Genomic DNA, 12,592 nt, shown 5'->3' with positions numbered 1-12,592 from the left:
GATTACTACGCGTCTCGTGGGCTCGGAGATGGGTATAAGAGACAGGAGGGTGCAGAGCGCGGTCAGAAGTGGCGTGGGACGCATGGACCTTCCTCGGGTGACGGACGCCGCGGGAGGCGCGGTGTCGGACGAGGAGGAAGGTACGCCCCGGAATCGTGCGCGCTCCGGATACTCCATGAGCGGTCCGTCCCGGGGATGAGCGGCGAGGAACAGGGACGCACTACCGCGCGCGGAGCTCCTCACGAATTTCCATGAGGATGCGGCCGAGCATGTTCTTGCCGCTGCCGTCTCCGCCGTCGCCCCAGTAGTCATCCTGGTCCGTGTGCTCGATGAGCCGCGCGTCGCCCGTGTCCAGGAGCAGTTGGCTCAGGTCCTCGTGCTGGGTGAACTTGGCGCGCACGGCCTCGCGCATGACGGAGACCTTGATGGACTCCCAGTCCCGACGGAGCTTGCGCTTGCGGTCTCGACCCATGCGCGCGGCGAGCATGGGCGTGCGCGCCTGACGAACGGCCTCCTGGTCCTCGGCGGCCTCGAACTTCCGGGCCTGGAAGTAGTGCTCGCTGGTGGGCCACGTCCTGCCGCCGAGCTTGATGGGGTAGGGCGCGAAGTTCGAGCACCAGCCATGTGCGTCGGTGACGCTGTAGAAACGGATGACCTCGCTCATGTGTGTCCCAAGCGTGCCAGGACTTCACCCGGTTTGCCGTTGCTCGCCGGTTCTATATGCAAGGCCGTCTCGAATTCGCCCATGTGTCGCTCTTTTGGGAGTGCCAACAGGCGTCATGACCCGCGTCATGGCGGGTACTTCATGACACGCTCGCTTTCCAGACTTCACCCCCTGTGGAGCCGGGTCGCAAGGGATTCCGCTGGGCAGGCGAGCGGGCACACCGGTCCGTGACGACGTGGTCGAATCCAGGTAGAACCGCCGCCGTGACACGCACCGCGCACACGGTCCTCGCCGCCCTTGGAGCGGGGTTGCTGGGATGCAACGACCTGGAGGTCTGTGGCTCGACGTCCCAGGACGTCACCCGTGACGACGGGAGCGTCTATCGGTGTGTCACCTCCGAGGACTGTCCGCGGACCTCCCGTGTCGATGTGTGCGTCACCGACGTCTCGCCCATCGCCGAGTGCGTGAGCTGCGTGGAGTCGCGCTGCGTCACCATCATCCCGGAGAAGTGCTAGTGCGGACGCTGCGACTGTCGCTCGTGGTGCTGGCCCTGGCGGGTGCCGGGTGTCGTGACAAGCCGGTGGACCACCTGCAGCGCGCTCGCGACGCCACCTTCGAGAAGCGACCGGACGAAGCGCTCGTCGAGTACCGCAAGGCCTTCGACATGCTGCGCCACGACAGCACGCCGGAGGCGCTCGTGCTGCGCGCCCGCGCGCTCAAGGGCGCCGCGGACGTCTACTGGCTTGAGCAGCGCAAGGTGAAGGAGGCCGTGGGCGTCTACCGCGAGCTCATCCAGCAGTGCCCCGAGTCCCCCGAGGCGCTCGAGTCCCGCATCATCCTGGCGGAGCTCTTGCGCGTGCACTACCGCGACCTGCGCGGCGCCATTGACCAGCTCACCGCCGCGCTGCAGCGCAACCCGCCGCAGGGCGCGGAGCTGCACTACCAGGTGGCCAAGCTCTACTTCGAGCTGGGCGACTATCAGCAGTGCGAACTGGAGACGCGCCGCCTCGTCGAGCGCTTCGCCACCAGCGCCTTCGTGGACGACACCCTGTTCCTCCAGGCCCAGGCCATCGCGATGATGGAGGGCCGTCGGCAGGAGGCCTCGCGCGCCTTCGCGGACCTGCGCACGCGCTTCCCGGACTCGGAGCTGTCCCCGCACGCGCTCTTCGAGATGGGCAAGCTGCGCTCGGACGCCGGCGAGCACGAGAAGGCCATCGAGACGTGGGTGGAGACGCTGAAGACGCATCCCGACCCCACGCTGGTCCAGGACTACATCGCGCGCGCCCGCAAGCGCATCGCCAACACCACCGCCGAGGGTGTGGGCCAGCGCGAGGTGGCGTTCGACCGCGCCCGTCCCGCGCGTTCCTCGCTCGAGGCCGTGGGCGGCAGGCCCGAAGAAGCCGCGCACGAGCACGACTGACCGGCGCCGCTACGCCGGGACGTCCAGCACCGCTTCCAAGAGGGGCGCCGCCACGGACGGGTCATCCGCGTCCGCCACCAGCAGCAGGTGCACGCGTCCACCCTCCACGCGCGCGTCCACGCCCTCCAGCTTCACCTTCGCGTCGACGACGTCCAGGAACAGCGGCGTCCCATCCGGCGCCAGCAGGCCCACCGCGGAGCCCGCCACCGCGCCGTCCGAATAGGTATCCGGCGAGGCCTCCGCCGTCGCGGTGAAGATCATCCGCCCATCCGGCAGGGGCGAGGCGTCCGTGAAGGACAGCCGCACGCCGCCCGTGCGGCCCAGCTCCCAGCGCAGCGTGGTGCGCACCACCTCCGGCCCCAGCGCGCCCACCTCGATGGCGCGCATCGCGCGCTCCCGGTCCAGGTCCACCAGCGCATCCACGCCCGCGTCGCCGTTGCCCCGCTGGAGCAGCCGCAGCCGTCCACCCACCACCGCCGCGCCCTCGATGTTGAGCGAGCCCAGCTCACGCGAGAGCTGCTGATACATCGTCGCGCAGTCCACCGTCCGGACCTCACCCGTGAGCGAGCCATCCGCGCCCAGCATCACCAGCGCCCCGCGCATGCGCGCCGAGGTGGAGCCCGAGGGTAACGCCAGCAGGGCCCCATGAGGCGCACCCACCAGGGGACCCAGCAGACAGAGCGCCTCCAGGTCCGGCTTGGCCGCCTTGCGCGCGGCGGGCTCCTCGGGCAGCTCACCTTCGAACAGTCGAGACAGCCGCCCCGGTGCATCCTCGTGCGCGGGGAACGTGGCCAGGTGCAGCGAGTCATCCGCGATGACGTGCAGCCAGTCGCCGACGCGCACCAGGCCGCTGGCGGCGCTGACGTGCGCGGGGAGGCCCGGGGACTCGGGGGCCTCCAGGGTGAGGGTGCGCCGAGGGGTGATGCGAATCATGGTCGGGCTCCCGTCGCGGCAGGCGCGTTCAGAGCAGCGTACCGCGCAGCAGGAGGCTGGCGACGGTGAAGTAGATGACGACGCCGCTGACGTCCACCAGCGTGGCGACGAAGGGCGCCGAGGCGCTCGCGGGGTCGAAGCCGAAGCGGCGCAGCACCAGGGGCAGCATGGAGCCCGCGAGCGTGCCGAATGTCACCACGCCCAGCACGGACAGCGCCACCGCGCAGCCCAGGATGAACGCGTGCTCGCCATATGCACCGGACACCTCCTGCCACACGACGATGCGCGCCAGACCCACCGCGCCCAGCACGAAGCCCAGCACCAGGCCGGACAGCACCTCGCGCCGCGCCACGCGCCACCAGTCCTTCAGCCGCATCTCGCCCAGGGCGAGCGCGCGGATGATGAGCGTGGAGGCCTGGCTGCCGGAGTTGCCGCCGGAGGAGATGATGAGCGGCACGAAGAGGCTGAGCACCACCGCGCGCTCGATGGCGCCCTCGAAGCTGCTCATGGCGGTGGCGGTGAGCATCTGCCCGAGGAAGAGCACCAGCAGCCAGCCGATGCGCTTCTTGAGCATCCCGAAGAAGCCGACCTCGAAGTAGGGGGCCTCCAGGGCCTCCATGCCGCCGACCTTCTGGATGTCCTCGGTGGCCTCTTCCTGGACGACGTCGACGATGTCGTCCACCGTGACGATGCCCTTCATCCGGTTCTGCTCGTCGAGCACGGGCAGCGCCATGAAGCCGTGCTCGGTGAACAGCTGGCTCACCACTTCCTGGTCCGTGTTCTCCGACACCGTGACGACGTCGTGCTGCATGACGTCCGCGACCTTCTTGTCGCTGGCGGCCTGGAAGAGCTGGCGCAAGGACAGCACACCCTGCAGGCGCTGCTCGGCGTCCAGCGCGTACGCGTAGTAGACGGTCTCCACCTTCTCGCGCGCCTGCTTGCGCAGGTAGCCGATGGCCTCGTCGATGGTCATCTCCGGCCGCACGCGCGCGAAGCGCGGGTTCATCAGACCACCGGCGTCGTCCTCCGCGTAGGCGAGCAGGACGTTGACCTCCCGACGGCTGGCGTCGTCCAGCTGCGCGAGGATGGCGTCCGCCTGCCCCGGCTCCACCGCCACCGCCTGCACCAGGTCCGCCAGGTCGTCCGGCGGCAACAGCCGCACCCAGGTGCGCCGCTCGCTGGCGGGCAGGTGGGTGATGAGCTCCCCCTGTTCGCGCGCGGACAGGTCGAGGAAGAAGTCGTCCGCCACCGACGTCGGCAGGAGCCGGAAGCCCTCCAGGCGCTCGTCGATGGAGAGCACCGGCCACACCTCATGGAGCTCCTCCACGGAGAGGGAAGGGCTCTGAGGGCTGTCCATCATGGGGCTCGCCTCGGCTGGTGTACGCGCGCGGCCAGTCGCGACGCGCCGGCCTCTCTACACCCGCACGGCGAGCGCGGCGAGAGGCAGGCAACCATCCCCGCGCGCTTTTTCCACGGACGTCACCGGCCCCGCGCGAAAAGCTCGCCCGTGTGGGCTCCAAGGGAGGGTCTCGGCGGGGCCTCTCAGGGCCGGGCCTGCTCGTAGACGGTGGTGAAGCCTCCGAGGGGACGCGAATCGCCACCCCAGTGGAAGCGCGGGGAGGTGTCGCGCGAGCCCTCGGAGAGGGGGAAGTGGGTAGGCAACAGCTCCAGTCCGAGCACGGGCTGGCCGCTCAGGCGTCGGGGTTGGGACAGCCGGACTTCACCGGTGGTGGAGTAGAGGATGGGCACGGTGGGGCCCAGGTGGAGGAACGCCTCGGTGACCCCCAGTGACAGCTCCAGGCCGAGCGCGCCGTCCTGCTCCAGCCGGCCTCCCTCGAGCGTCCATCGGTAGAGTGTCCGCTCGGGGAACAGGGGTTGGGCGGAGCCCAGCAGGGTCCACAGGGTGCCGTCCTCCAGGCCCACGGGGCGGCCTCGCAGCGGCGCGCAGGGCTCGCCCATCACCGGCAGGAGGCTGCCCTCGGTGGATGGCTCGAAGGGACAGGCCTGACTGTCCTGTGCACCACGGAACATCGACAGGACGAGGACGCGCCGCGCCGACGCACGTACGAGCAGCCCCGTCGACTGCTCCCTCCCGAAGCGCCCCTGGGTCCCCGTCCCCCACCAGGGCGTGGAGGGCGGCGCGGTGAGCACGCCAGCGTCGGTGAGCACGAAGCGGTGGAGTCGTTCGCTGTCGAGCACTACCAGCTCGTTCTCCGAGGCCAGTCGCGCCTGGAGGGGCCGGGTGCCCAGTGCATCCGTGAGCAGTGAGTCGGTGAGCTCCAGCTCGGTGCCGGTGTCCACGTAGCGGCGCACGCGCCCGTCACCCACCACCCAGACGACGTTGCCGGAGACGGAGACGTCGGCGGGCGTGGTGGCGGTGCCCAGTCGCAGCGGGCGGTCCTCGGCGTCGCGTACGGCCACGCCATCACACAGCCACAGGCCTCGCGTGGTGCGGTCCAGTTGACCGCACCTGGGCAGCGGCAGGGTGACGGGCGCGGGGCTTCCACGCCACGCGCCGGCCACATGGACGCCAAGCTGGCGCACGCCGCCCACGGGCGCGAAGGAGAGCAGGACGTGGTGACGTCCCACGGTGGTGGGAGTGAAGCTCACCGTGGCCTCGCCGCCCATGTCGCTCAGGGAGACCTCCGCGGGGACCCGGTGGTTCTCCGGGTCGAGGACCTCGGCGGTGGCGGTGTCGGGGGCCTGGGCGGGACTGCCGTTGTCGCAGGCCAGCATCAGGGTAGCGACGTCCATCCGCAGCGAGGCGGCGGTGCCCAGGGGGACCACCACCGGGTCGCGGGTGAACAGCCCCGTCGCGGGGCTCACGGTGCACAGGGGCGCCTGGTCGTCCGCCGAGCAACCGACGCTGGCGAGCACCGCGGCCAGGGTGAGGGGGAGGGAGGTCTTCATCCAGCGGCCATCTCACCCGACGTCCGAGCCTCCCCCGGCCAGGGAGCGCTGCGACGCGGGCTTCCACGAACCTCATAGCGCGAACGGGGGGCGCGGTCAGCCCTGGTGCCGGGGTGTGTGTCACCTCGTGGATGCCCGGGACTCTGGCGCGTGACGGGATGGGAATCACTCGCATGTCAGGGATGAAATATCCGCGCGTCTCTTTTCGCTGAAAGGAGCGGTGACCATGACGACGGCGAACCTGACGAGCCCGATGAACCCCGAGATCCTGAACGACACTGTCAGCGGCATCGATGCGCTCGCGCCCGCCGCGCTACGTCCCGCTCCTCTTCCCGCCCTGCTGGGCGATGCCGCCGGCGGTCGACCGCCCGGAACCTGAGACCCCAGGCCCGCCCCCTCGAGGACGTGGCCGAAGGTACCAGGGCCGGGCTCCCGTAAGAGGGAACCCGGCCCTTCTCATGTTCCGGGCCTCCCGCCCCCAGCACACGCAGCCTTGGCCGAGAGGCGAGGCACCTGAGCGCCACTCAGGACCACGCGGGTTCGACTCCCGCAGGCTGCTTCACGAGCACACCGCAGGGACGCATCGCAGCCTTGGCCGAGAGGAAAGGCACCTGAGAGCCACTCAGGACCGCGCGGGTTCGACTCCCGCAGGCTGCTTCACGAGACACATGTGGGGTCGTAGCTCAGCGGGAGAGCGCTCGGTTCGCATCCGAGAGGTCCCGGGTTCAATCCCCGGCGGCTCCATTCAATCACAGTCGTTGTCGTCTGTTTCAAACGCCGCGGTAGCCCAATAGGTAGAGGTGCTGCGCTCAGAACGCAGAGGTTGCGGGTTCGACTCCCGCCCGCGGCATGGTGTTTCACGGGACGTAGCTCAGCTTGGAAGAGAGCGCGCGCTTGGGGTGCGCGAGGTCGCTGGTTCGAATCCAGTCGTCCCGACTCGTTGCAGGCAGTGGTGGTTTCCTGGATGTAGCTCAGTCTGGCCAGAGCGCACGGTTCGGATCCGTGAGGTCGCAGGTTCAAATCCTGTCATCCAGATGTGAAGTGTTTCATGCTCCGGGATGCGATTGGATCGCAGCACGGCCGTCTACCGTGTGAACAGGGTTCGATTCCCTGTCGGAGCGCTGGCAGCACCCCTTCAGGGACCGTGGTTCAACGGGAGAATGCTCGGACGGCATCCGAGCGGTCCGGGTTCGATTCCCGGCGGTTCCATTCACCTCAGGCGGAGATGGGAGAGCAGAGCTCCACCAGCACGCCGTTGAGGTCCTGCACGTAGGCCACCGACTGTCCCCAGGGCTTCTGCTTGGGCGGCTGGACGGGGCTTGCGCCTGCCTTCACCGAGTGCTCGTAGGCGCCCGCGACATCGGGCGTGACGAGCGCCACCTCCACCGCGGCGGGAGTCTCCTTCGGCCGGTGGAAGCGCACGGTGAGCCCGTTCTGTCCGGCCATGTCCTCCGACGCGAAGGCCAGGGCGGTGGTGCCCGTGTCCAGCTCCCCGGATGTGTTGCTCTCGTGGAGGAAGCGCCGCTTCAGCCCGAAGGCCTTCTCGTAGAACGCGAGGGTGGCGGGCACGTCCGGGACGTAGAGGATGACATAGCCGAGCTTCATGAGAGGGCTCCGAGGTGGGAGTGAGGACGCCGATGGAGGCGGTCTCTCATGGGGGCGCTTGGGTGTCTTGAAGAAATCGGACGCGGCTCATTCCAGCAGGCCGGTGGGAGACACTCCCGCCAGCTCTCGCACCTCCCGGGTGAAGTGGGCCTGGTCCGAGTAGCCGCAGTCGAGCGCCACGGTGCTCAGCGCTGATTTCCCCGCGCGGAGCTGACCCAGTGCTCGCTGGAAGCGCAGCACCCGGGCGAGCAGCTTGGGCGCCGTGCCTGCTTCCTCGAGGATGTCGCGATGCAGGGTCCGCTCGCTGATACCCAGCTTGCGCGCCAGCGTGGACATTCGCACCTGTCCGTTAGAGGCCTGGAGGCACTGGAGGGCGTGGGCGGTCCGGGCCTTCGGCAGGTGCCGCGGCGAGGCATTGCGGCGCAGGAGCTCCTGCTGGAGCAGGGCCTGGGCGTGCTCGAGGGAGCGGCAGGCGGACAGGCGTTGCTGGAGGGAGACGAGGGCCGGCGCGCAGTCCTCCACGGGGACGTTGAGGTTGCACAGCTCGCGAGGGCTCACGCCGAGCAGCGCCATCGCCCAGCCGGGCTTGAGCCGGATTCCGAGGCTCACCGAGCCGGGTGCCTCCTTCACGAGCGCGAACGACTCCATGGGGCCGACCACCGTCACGCGGGGCTCGTCGCCGCGGCCCAGGGCCCGCGCGTCCGGGAAGCGCACGATGAGGTCCGTGCAGCCGTCGGGGAGGATGCGGTGGAGGCCCGGCGTGGCGGTGGAGGGCGTGACGTAGCGCCAGAGCGCGTCCACCCGGTCGGCCATGAAAGCCGGCGGTGCCAGCTCCGTGTATCCACCCTCGAGCATCCCTCGGTCTCCTCCTGGGAGGAGGATAGTACCGGGCGGCTCATTCCGCGCGGGCTTCGAGCCGGGCGAGGGGATGGCGCCAGAGGGCTCGCGGGCCGCTGCGCGCGGTGTGCTCGCATCGAAGACAAACATCGTTGTCAGGAGGGGGCGTCGAGCACGTCTGTCGTTGGCGAAAGGAGCGGTGAATCTGCCGACGGTGAATCCGATGAGCCCGATGAATCTCAAGCGCAAGAACGACACTGTCCGCGGCATCGCCGTGCTGTTCGCGAACACCGAGCAGGACACCGTCTCCGAGGATGAGCTGTGGGAGGGAATCGCTTCCTTCCGTAGCACTCCACCCGGCCGCTGAGCTTCCTGGCTACGTCTCGAGGACGTGGCCGGGCGGTTTCAGAGGCCGAGCGCCCGCCCCGTTCGTCTATCGGCGCAGGACACCGCACTCTCCATGCGGGAAGACGGGTTCGACTCCCGTACGGGGTACTCACCGCAACACCTTCAGGTCCTGTAGCTCAGTGGATTCAGAGCGCTCGGGTGCGAACCGAGAGGCCGCAGGTTCGACTCCTGCCAGGACCACTGTTTCATCTGTTTCATGCACGCCGAGCCAGCGGGCGACGGCATCGGTTCGACATACCGACTTGGCCGGGTTCGACTCCCGGGGCGTGCACTCCCGAAACCTCACGCGGTCGCGGACGGTCGCTCCGGCAGCCGCTCCAGCGCGGGCAGCGCATCGGGCCGGTCCCACAACACGAAGTGGCTGCATCCGTCGAGCGTCACCACCTCGAGCTCCGGGCGGCCCTTCTGCGCGCTCTCCAGCATCGACTTCGAGTCCAGCACCCGGTCCTTCCCCGGGACGAGCACGGTGCCGCGCCGCACGTTGCGGAACAGCGACTCATCGCGCTCCTCGAACCAGCGGGCCAGGTCCACCAGGTTGGTCAGCATGGTCGACACCCGCTTCGGATTGAACGGGAACGCCATGATGAGCTCGCGCTTGCGAGCATCCTCCAGCGGCCCCCACGCCCCCCGGTTGTGCCGGGAGATGGGGGCCAGGCGCCACAGCGGGATGAAGAACGGCAGCAGCCACAGCTGCGCCCGCGTCAGGCGCGTGTACGCACGAGCACGCGGGAGCACGGGCGCCTCCAGCACCACCTCCACCTTCTCGAACAGGTCCGGCCGCAGCTGCGCCGCCTCCAGCACCACCGCGCCTCCACGCGAGTGCCCATGGACGCGCACATGGTCCGTCCTCGGCAGATGCTCCAGCGCCTGCACCAGCACGGCGGCGTCGTGGGCAATCGTGCCCTCCGGCGCGCTCGGCACCTTCGCCCAGGGCGCGGGCACCTCGCGAGGACCCGTAACCGGCAGGTGGTAGTCGCAGCTCGTCACCAGGATGAGCTGCAACCCCGGGTCCTCGTAGTGGCGCGTGAAGTATCGCATGTCCGCCACGAAGCCGTGCATGCACAGCACGGTGGCGCGCGGGTTCTCACAGCGCCGCTCCGCGATGACCGCCTTGCCCACCCGGTGGATGTGCCCGTCGAAGGCCTCGCTCGGGCAGGGCTTGCACTCGCGGACGAGCAGCCACTGCCGCAAGGCGAGCACGAGGACGACGACGCCGACGAGGACTGCGATGGCCACGGACATGCAGACTCCCAGGGGGCCAGGCCTCGGACGGACGGCTCAGCTCGCCTCGCGCATCATGTTTCGCGCGATGACCAGCTGCTGAATCTGGCTGGTGCCCTCATACAGGCGGAACAGGCGCACGTCGCGGTAGAAGCGCTCGATGCCATAGTCCGCGATGTACCCCGCCCCTCCGAAAATCTGCACCGCGCGGTCCGCGACGCGCCCCACCATCTCGCTCGCGAACAGCTTGCAGCAGGACGCCTCGGTGCTGATGTTCTGGCCCGCGTCCCTGCGCCGGGCCGCGTCCAGCACCATGCAGCGCGCCGCGTAGGCCTCCATGCGGCTGTCCGCCAGCATGGCCTGGATGAGCTGGAACTCCGCGATGGGCTTGCCGAACTGCTCACGCTCCATGGCGTAGCGCAGGCTCTCCCGGATGAGCCGCTCGGCCACGCCCACGCACACCGCCGCGATGTGGAGCCGACCCCGGTCCAACACCTTCATCGCCGTCTTGAAGCCCTGTCCCTCCACGCCGCCCAACAGCTGCGTCGCGGGGACACGGCAGTCCTCGAAGAGCACGTCCGCGGTGTGCGTCCCCTTCTGGCCCATCTTCCGGTCCGACGGACCGATGATGAGCCCCGGGGTGCCCGCCTCGACGAGGAACGCGGAGATGCCCGCGGCCCCCTTCTCGTCCGGGTTGGTGCGCGCCATCACCGTGAACAGGCCCGCCTCGGGCGCGTTGGTGATGAAGCGCTTGGTGCCGTTGAGCACGTACACGTCGCCCTCTCGCCGGGCCGTGGTCCTCAGTGACGACGCATCCGAGCCCGCGTTGGGCTCTGTCAGCGCGAACGCGCCGACAATCTCGCCCGAGGCCAGCCGGGGGAGGTACTTGCGCCGCTGCTCCTCGGTGCCATCCAGGATGATGCCCTGCGAGCCGATGCCGTTGTTGGTGCCGATGAGCGAGCGGAACGCGGGCGACGTCTGCCCGAGCACGAAGGCCACCTGCACCTCCTGGCTCATGTTCAGCCCGACGCCACCGAACTCCACCGGCGTGGACAGGCCGAACAGCCCGAGGCCGCGCATCTCCTCGATGATGTCCCGGGGGATGGCGTCCTCGTCCGCCACGCGGTGCTCGTTGGGAATCAGGCGCTCCTTCACGAAGCGCTCCAGCATGGAGAGCAACTGCTCCAGGGTCTCGTCCTCGCGGGCGGTGAGCATGGTGGTCCTTGTCAGCGGTGCTGCAGTGCCGCCTCGACGTTGCGCACCAGGTTCACCAGCCGGGGGCCGATGTCCAACAGCAGCCGCTGACGGGGCAGCAGGAACGACGGCCCGCCGCAGTTGAAGGCCAGCAGCCCGCTGCCATCCGGCGCGATGAACGGCACCCCCACCGCGTTGACGTCCCGGTCCCAGTCTCCGACGGAGAGCGTGAAGCCGTGCGTGCGGTACTCCTCGAGCGCCTGCTCGATGCTCGCCTGGAGGCGCGGCCACTTCTCCGGCTCACGCTTGGCCATGTGGCCCATCAGGTAGCGGCGCTCGCCCTCGGGGAGCGCGGCGAGCAGCGCCCGTCCCATCGCCGTGGTGGCCAGCGGCAGCCTGGAGCCGATGTCCAGCCGCAGCGTCACCGCCGCGGTGGAGCGACAGTGCTCCACGTACACCACGTTGAGGCGGTCCCGACTGCCCAGCGACACCGGGACGTTCGCGTAGTCCGCCAGGTCCTGCATCAGCGGCCGGGCCACGTCGCGCACGCCCATGTTGGAGAGCGCCGCGAAGCCGAGCGCGAGCACCCGCGTGCCGAGCTGATACTTGCCCAGTCGCTCCGAGTACGTGAGGTAGCCCAGCCGCGTCAGCGTATGGGTCAGCCGTGAGATGGTGGGCTTGGGCAGCCCCGTGCTCGCCGCGAGCTCCTGGTTGCCGAGCATGGGGCGCTGCGGGGTGAAGGCCCGCAGAATCTCCAACCCACGCGCGAGCGCCGTCACGAATTGACGGTCCTTCACTTCCTCTTCGCTCACCTGTTCCAGCGACTCCACGAAGGGGGCACCGGCGTCGCTGGGCGGAGATGAGGGGGCTGCGAAGCGTCTCATGACAGTCCTGACAAGAGCGGGATTGCCATCACGATAAACAGACAGTACAAATGGGTCAAGGTCTGCGAAATTCAGTTTCGCATAGCGAAACAAGGAATATCCAACCATGTCCCACGTGCTCGTCGAGAAGCCCGAGGAAGGCATCGCCTTGGTGCGACTGCATCGTCCCGAGGTCCGCAATGCACTGGGATTGGAGCTGCGCCAGGAATTGGCCACGGCCTTCCGGGAGCTGGGCGCGGACGCGGCCGTGCGTTGCATCGTGCTGACGGGGGGGGCCGGAGTTCTTCGCGGCGGGCGCGGACCTGCGGGCCCTGGTGGAGGCGACGCCGGTGGACCTGTTGCTGCGGGACACCCAGCGGCTCTGGCAGTCCCTGGCCGAGTGCCCCGCGCCGGTCATCGCCGCGGTGAATGGCTTCGCGCTCGGGGGCGGCTGCGAGCTGGCGATGCACGCGGACATGATTGTCGCGGGGGAGGGCGCCAGCTTCGGCCAGCCGGAGATTCGGGTGGGCATCATGC

Annotated in this window: 15 protein-coding genes, 9 tRNA genes and 1 pseudogene; 16 read left to right on the top strand and 9 right to left on the bottom strand. The window is 69.3% G+C overall.

Going from position 1 to position 12,592, the window contains the following annotated elements; translation table 11 throughout:
* Positions 1 to 199: hypothetical protein (locus tag FL311_RS45580; RefSeq protein WP_228557270.1), on the top strand; the 199-nt coding region annotated here is incomplete at its 5' end.
* Positions 200 to 220: 21 nt separating this feature from the next.
* Here FL311_RS45580 and FL311_RS33990 read toward each other — a convergent pair.
* Entirely contained in the window at positions 221 to 664 is a 444-nt protein-coding gene (locus FL311_RS33990; RefSeq protein ID WP_141331851.1) for an NADAR family protein, read from the bottom strand.
* A 308-nt stretch (positions 665 to 972) separates the two neighbouring features.
* Between FL311_RS33990 and FL311_RS33985 the strand changes: the two genes are divergently transcribed.
* Positions 973 to 1,179, top strand: a complete 207-nt coding sequence (locus tag FL311_RS33985; RefSeq protein ID WP_228557269.1) for a hypothetical protein — start codon at positions 973 to 975, stop codon at positions 1,177 to 1,179.
* Positions 1,179 to 2,084, top strand: a complete 906-nt coding sequence (locus FL311_RS33980) for a tetratricopeptide repeat protein (protein WP_141331849.1) — start codon at positions 1,179 to 1,181, stop codon at positions 2,082 to 2,084. Before FL311_RS33985 ends, FL311_RS33980 begins: the two co-directional genes overlap by 1 nt.
* A 9-nt stretch (positions 2,085 to 2,093) precedes the next feature.
* On the opposite strand, the gene FL311_RS33975 is transcribed toward FL311_RS33980, so the two are convergent.
* The 3 genes from FL311_RS33975 to FL311_RS33965 all read right to left on the bottom strand — a co-directional run bounded on the left by FL311_RS33975 (position 2,094) and on the right by FL311_RS33965 (position 5,927).
* A complete protein-coding gene (locus tag FL311_RS33975; RefSeq protein ID WP_141331848.1) occupies positions 2,094 to 3,017 on the bottom strand; it encodes a hypothetical protein in 924 nt (307 codons plus the stop codon).
* Positions 3,018 to 3,045: 28 nt separating this feature from the next.
* Positions 3,046 to 4,377, bottom strand: coding sequence for a magnesium transporter (gene mgtE, locus FL311_RS33970; protein WP_141331847.1), 1,332 nt, complete (start codon positions 4,375 to 4,377; stop codon positions 3,046 to 3,048).
* A gap of 182 nt (positions 4,378 to 4,559) precedes the next feature.
* Entirely contained in the window at positions 4,560 to 5,927 is a 1,368-nt protein-coding gene (locus tag FL311_RS33965; protein ID WP_141331846.1) for a hypothetical protein, read from the bottom strand.
* 226 nt (positions 5,928 to 6,153) lie between these two features.
* On the opposite strand from FL311_RS33965, the gene FL311_RS44365 reads away from it, so the two are divergent.
* The 8 genes from FL311_RS44365 to FL311_RS33930 all read left to right on the top strand — a co-directional run bounded on the left by FL311_RS44365 (position 6,154) and on the right by FL311_RS33930 (position 7,136).
* The gene (locus tag FL311_RS44365; RefSeq protein ID WP_170300441.1) at positions 6,154 to 6,306 is read left to right on the top strand and encodes a hypothetical protein; all 153 of its coding nucleotides are present in this window, start codon (positions 6,154 to 6,156) and stop codon (positions 6,304 to 6,306) included.
* A 108-nt stretch (positions 6,307 to 6,414) separates the two neighbouring features.
* Positions 6,415 to 6,486: transfer RNA gene (locus tag FL311_RS33960), tRNA-Gly, on the top strand.
* A gap of 26 nt (positions 6,487 to 6,512) precedes the next feature.
* Positions 6,513 to 6,584: transfer RNA gene (locus tag FL311_RS33955), tRNA-Gly, on the top strand.
* A 15-nt stretch (positions 6,585 to 6,599) separates the two neighbouring features.
* Positions 6,600 to 6,671, top strand: a tRNA-Ala gene (locus FL311_RS33950).
* A gap of 32 nt (positions 6,672 to 6,703) precedes the next feature.
* A tRNA-Leu gene (locus FL311_RS33945) sits at positions 6,704 to 6,777 on the top strand.
* 10 nt (positions 6,778 to 6,787) lie between these two features.
* Positions 6,788 to 6,863, top strand: a tRNA-Pro gene (locus FL311_RS33940).
* Positions 6,864 to 6,887: 24 nt separating this feature from the next.
* A tRNA-Pro gene (locus FL311_RS33935) sits at positions 6,888 to 6,962 on the top strand.
* A 103-nt stretch (positions 6,963 to 7,065) separates the two neighbouring features.
* Positions 7,066 to 7,136 (top strand) — tRNA-Ala (locus FL311_RS33930).
* 6 nt (positions 7,137 to 7,142) lie between these two features.
* Here FL311_RS33930 and FL311_RS33925 read toward each other — a convergent pair.
* A complete protein-coding gene (locus tag FL311_RS33925) occupies positions 7,143 to 7,532 on the bottom strand; it encodes a VOC family protein (protein WP_141331845.1) in 390 nt (129 codons plus the stop codon).
* A gap of 87 nt (positions 7,533 to 7,619) precedes the next feature.
* Positions 7,620 to 8,387 carry an AraC family transcriptional regulator gene (locus FL311_RS33920; protein ID WP_228557268.1) on the bottom strand — a complete coding sequence of 256 codons (768 nt, stop codon included), beginning with the start codon at positions 8,385 to 8,387 and terminating at the stop codon, positions 7,620 to 7,622.
* 205 nt (positions 8,388 to 8,592) lie between these two features.
* Here FL311_RS33920 and FL311_RS33915 point away from each other — a divergent pair, with 205 nt between their 5' ends.
* The 3 genes from FL311_RS33915 to FL311_RS33905 all read left to right on the top strand — a co-directional run bounded on the left by FL311_RS33915 (position 8,593) and on the right by FL311_RS33905 (position 8,957).
* Positions 8,593 to 8,736 (top strand): hypothetical protein, encoded by a 144-nt coding sequence (locus FL311_RS33915; protein ID WP_153882713.1) that lies wholly within the window; start codon positions 8,593 to 8,595, stop codon positions 8,734 to 8,736.
* A 55-nt stretch (positions 8,737 to 8,791) separates the two neighbouring features.
* Positions 8,792 to 8,864 (top strand) — tRNA-Glu (locus FL311_RS33910).
* Between the two features lie 18 nt (positions 8,865 to 8,882).
* Positions 8,883 to 8,957, top strand: a tRNA-Arg gene (locus FL311_RS33905).
* A 102-nt stretch (positions 8,958 to 9,059) separates the two neighbouring features.
* Here the strand turns inward: FL311_RS33905 and FL311_RS33900 are convergent.
* Genes FL311_RS33900 through FL311_RS33890 form a run of 3 tightly spaced genes read right to left on the bottom strand, consistent with a single transcriptional unit; the run spans position 9,060 to position 12,004 of the window.
* Positions 9,060 to 10,019: an alpha/beta fold hydrolase gene (locus FL311_RS33900; RefSeq protein WP_141331843.1), complete on the bottom strand. Its 960-nt coding sequence runs from the start codon at positions 10,017 to 10,019 to the stop codon at positions 9,060 to 9,062.
* A gap of 36 nt (positions 10,020 to 10,055) precedes the next feature.
* Positions 10,056 to 11,213 (bottom strand): acyl-CoA dehydrogenase family protein, encoded by a 1,158-nt coding sequence (locus FL311_RS33895; protein ID WP_141331842.1) that lies wholly within the window; start codon positions 11,211 to 11,213, stop codon positions 10,056 to 10,058.
* Between the two features lie 11 nt (positions 11,214 to 11,224).
* Positions 11,225 to 12,004, bottom strand: coding sequence for an IclR family transcriptional regulator (locus FL311_RS33890; RefSeq protein WP_228557267.1), 780 nt, complete (start codon positions 12,002 to 12,004; stop codon positions 11,225 to 11,227).
* A gap of 178 nt (positions 12,005 to 12,182) precedes the next feature.
* Here FL311_RS33890 and FL311_RS46345 point away from each other — a divergent pair.
* Both FL311_RS46345 and FL311_RS45990 read left to right on the top strand, forming a co-directional pair.
* Positions 12,183 to 12,347, top strand: a pseudogene (locus FL311_RS46345) (enoyl-CoA hydratase-related protein); the annotation flags it as partial.
* A gap of 58 nt (positions 12,348 to 12,405) precedes the next feature.
* Positions 12,406 to 12,592: enoyl-CoA hydratase-related protein (locus tag FL311_RS45990; RefSeq protein WP_255510384.1), on the top strand; the 187-nt coding region annotated here is incomplete at its 3' end.

The sequence above is a fragment of the Myxococcus sp. AB025B genome, assembly GCF_006518215.1.
GTDB lineage: Bacteria > Myxococcota > Myxococcia > Myxococcales > Myxococcaceae > Myxococcus > Myxococcus fulvus.
Note: the sequence above shows the minus strand (reverse complement) of the source record. Positions and strands in the feature narration are given on the sequence as shown.

What these genes read in the sequence shown, in the direction of transcription:
- FL311_RS33915 (WP_153882713.1), top strand. Translation starts at nt 8,593, where the DNA reads ATGAGCCCGATGAATCTCAAGCGCAAGAACGACACTGTCCGCGGCATC.
- mgtE (WP_141331847.1), bottom strand. Translation starts at nt 4,377, where the DNA reads ATGATGGACAGCCCTCAGAGCCCTTCCCTCTCCGTGGAGGAGCTCCAT.
- FL311_RS33965 (WP_141331846.1), bottom strand. Translation starts at nt 5,927, where the DNA reads ATGAAGACCTCCCTCCCCCTCACCCTGGCCGCGGTGCTCGCCAGCGTC.
- FL311_RS33895 (WP_141331842.1), bottom strand. Translation starts at nt 11,213, where the DNA reads ATGCTCACCGCCCGCGAGGACGAGACCCTGGAGCAGTTGCTCTCCATG.
- FL311_RS44365 (WP_170300441.1), top strand. Translation starts at nt 6,154, where the DNA reads ATGACGACGGCGAACCTGACGAGCCCGATGAACCCCGAGATCCTGAAC.
- FL311_RS33920 (WP_228557268.1), bottom strand. Translation starts at nt 8,387, where the DNA reads ATGCTCGAGGGTGGATACACGGAGCTGGCACCGCCGGCTTTCATGGCC.
- FL311_RS33925 (WP_141331845.1), bottom strand. Translation starts at nt 7,532, where the DNA reads ATGAAGCTCGGCTATGTCATCCTCTACGTCCCGGACGTGCCCGCCACC.
- FL311_RS33900 (WP_141331843.1), bottom strand. Translation starts at nt 10,019, where the DNA reads ATGTCCGTGGCCATCGCAGTCCTCGTCGGCGTCGTCGTCCTCGTGCTC.
- FL311_RS33975 (WP_141331848.1), bottom strand. Translation starts at nt 3,017, where the DNA reads ATGATTCGCATCACCCCTCGGCGCACCCTCACCCTGGAGGCCCCCGAG.
- FL311_RS33990 (WP_141331851.1), bottom strand. Translation starts at nt 664, where the DNA reads ATGAGCGAGGTCATCCGTTTCTACAGCGTCACCGACGCACATGGCTGG.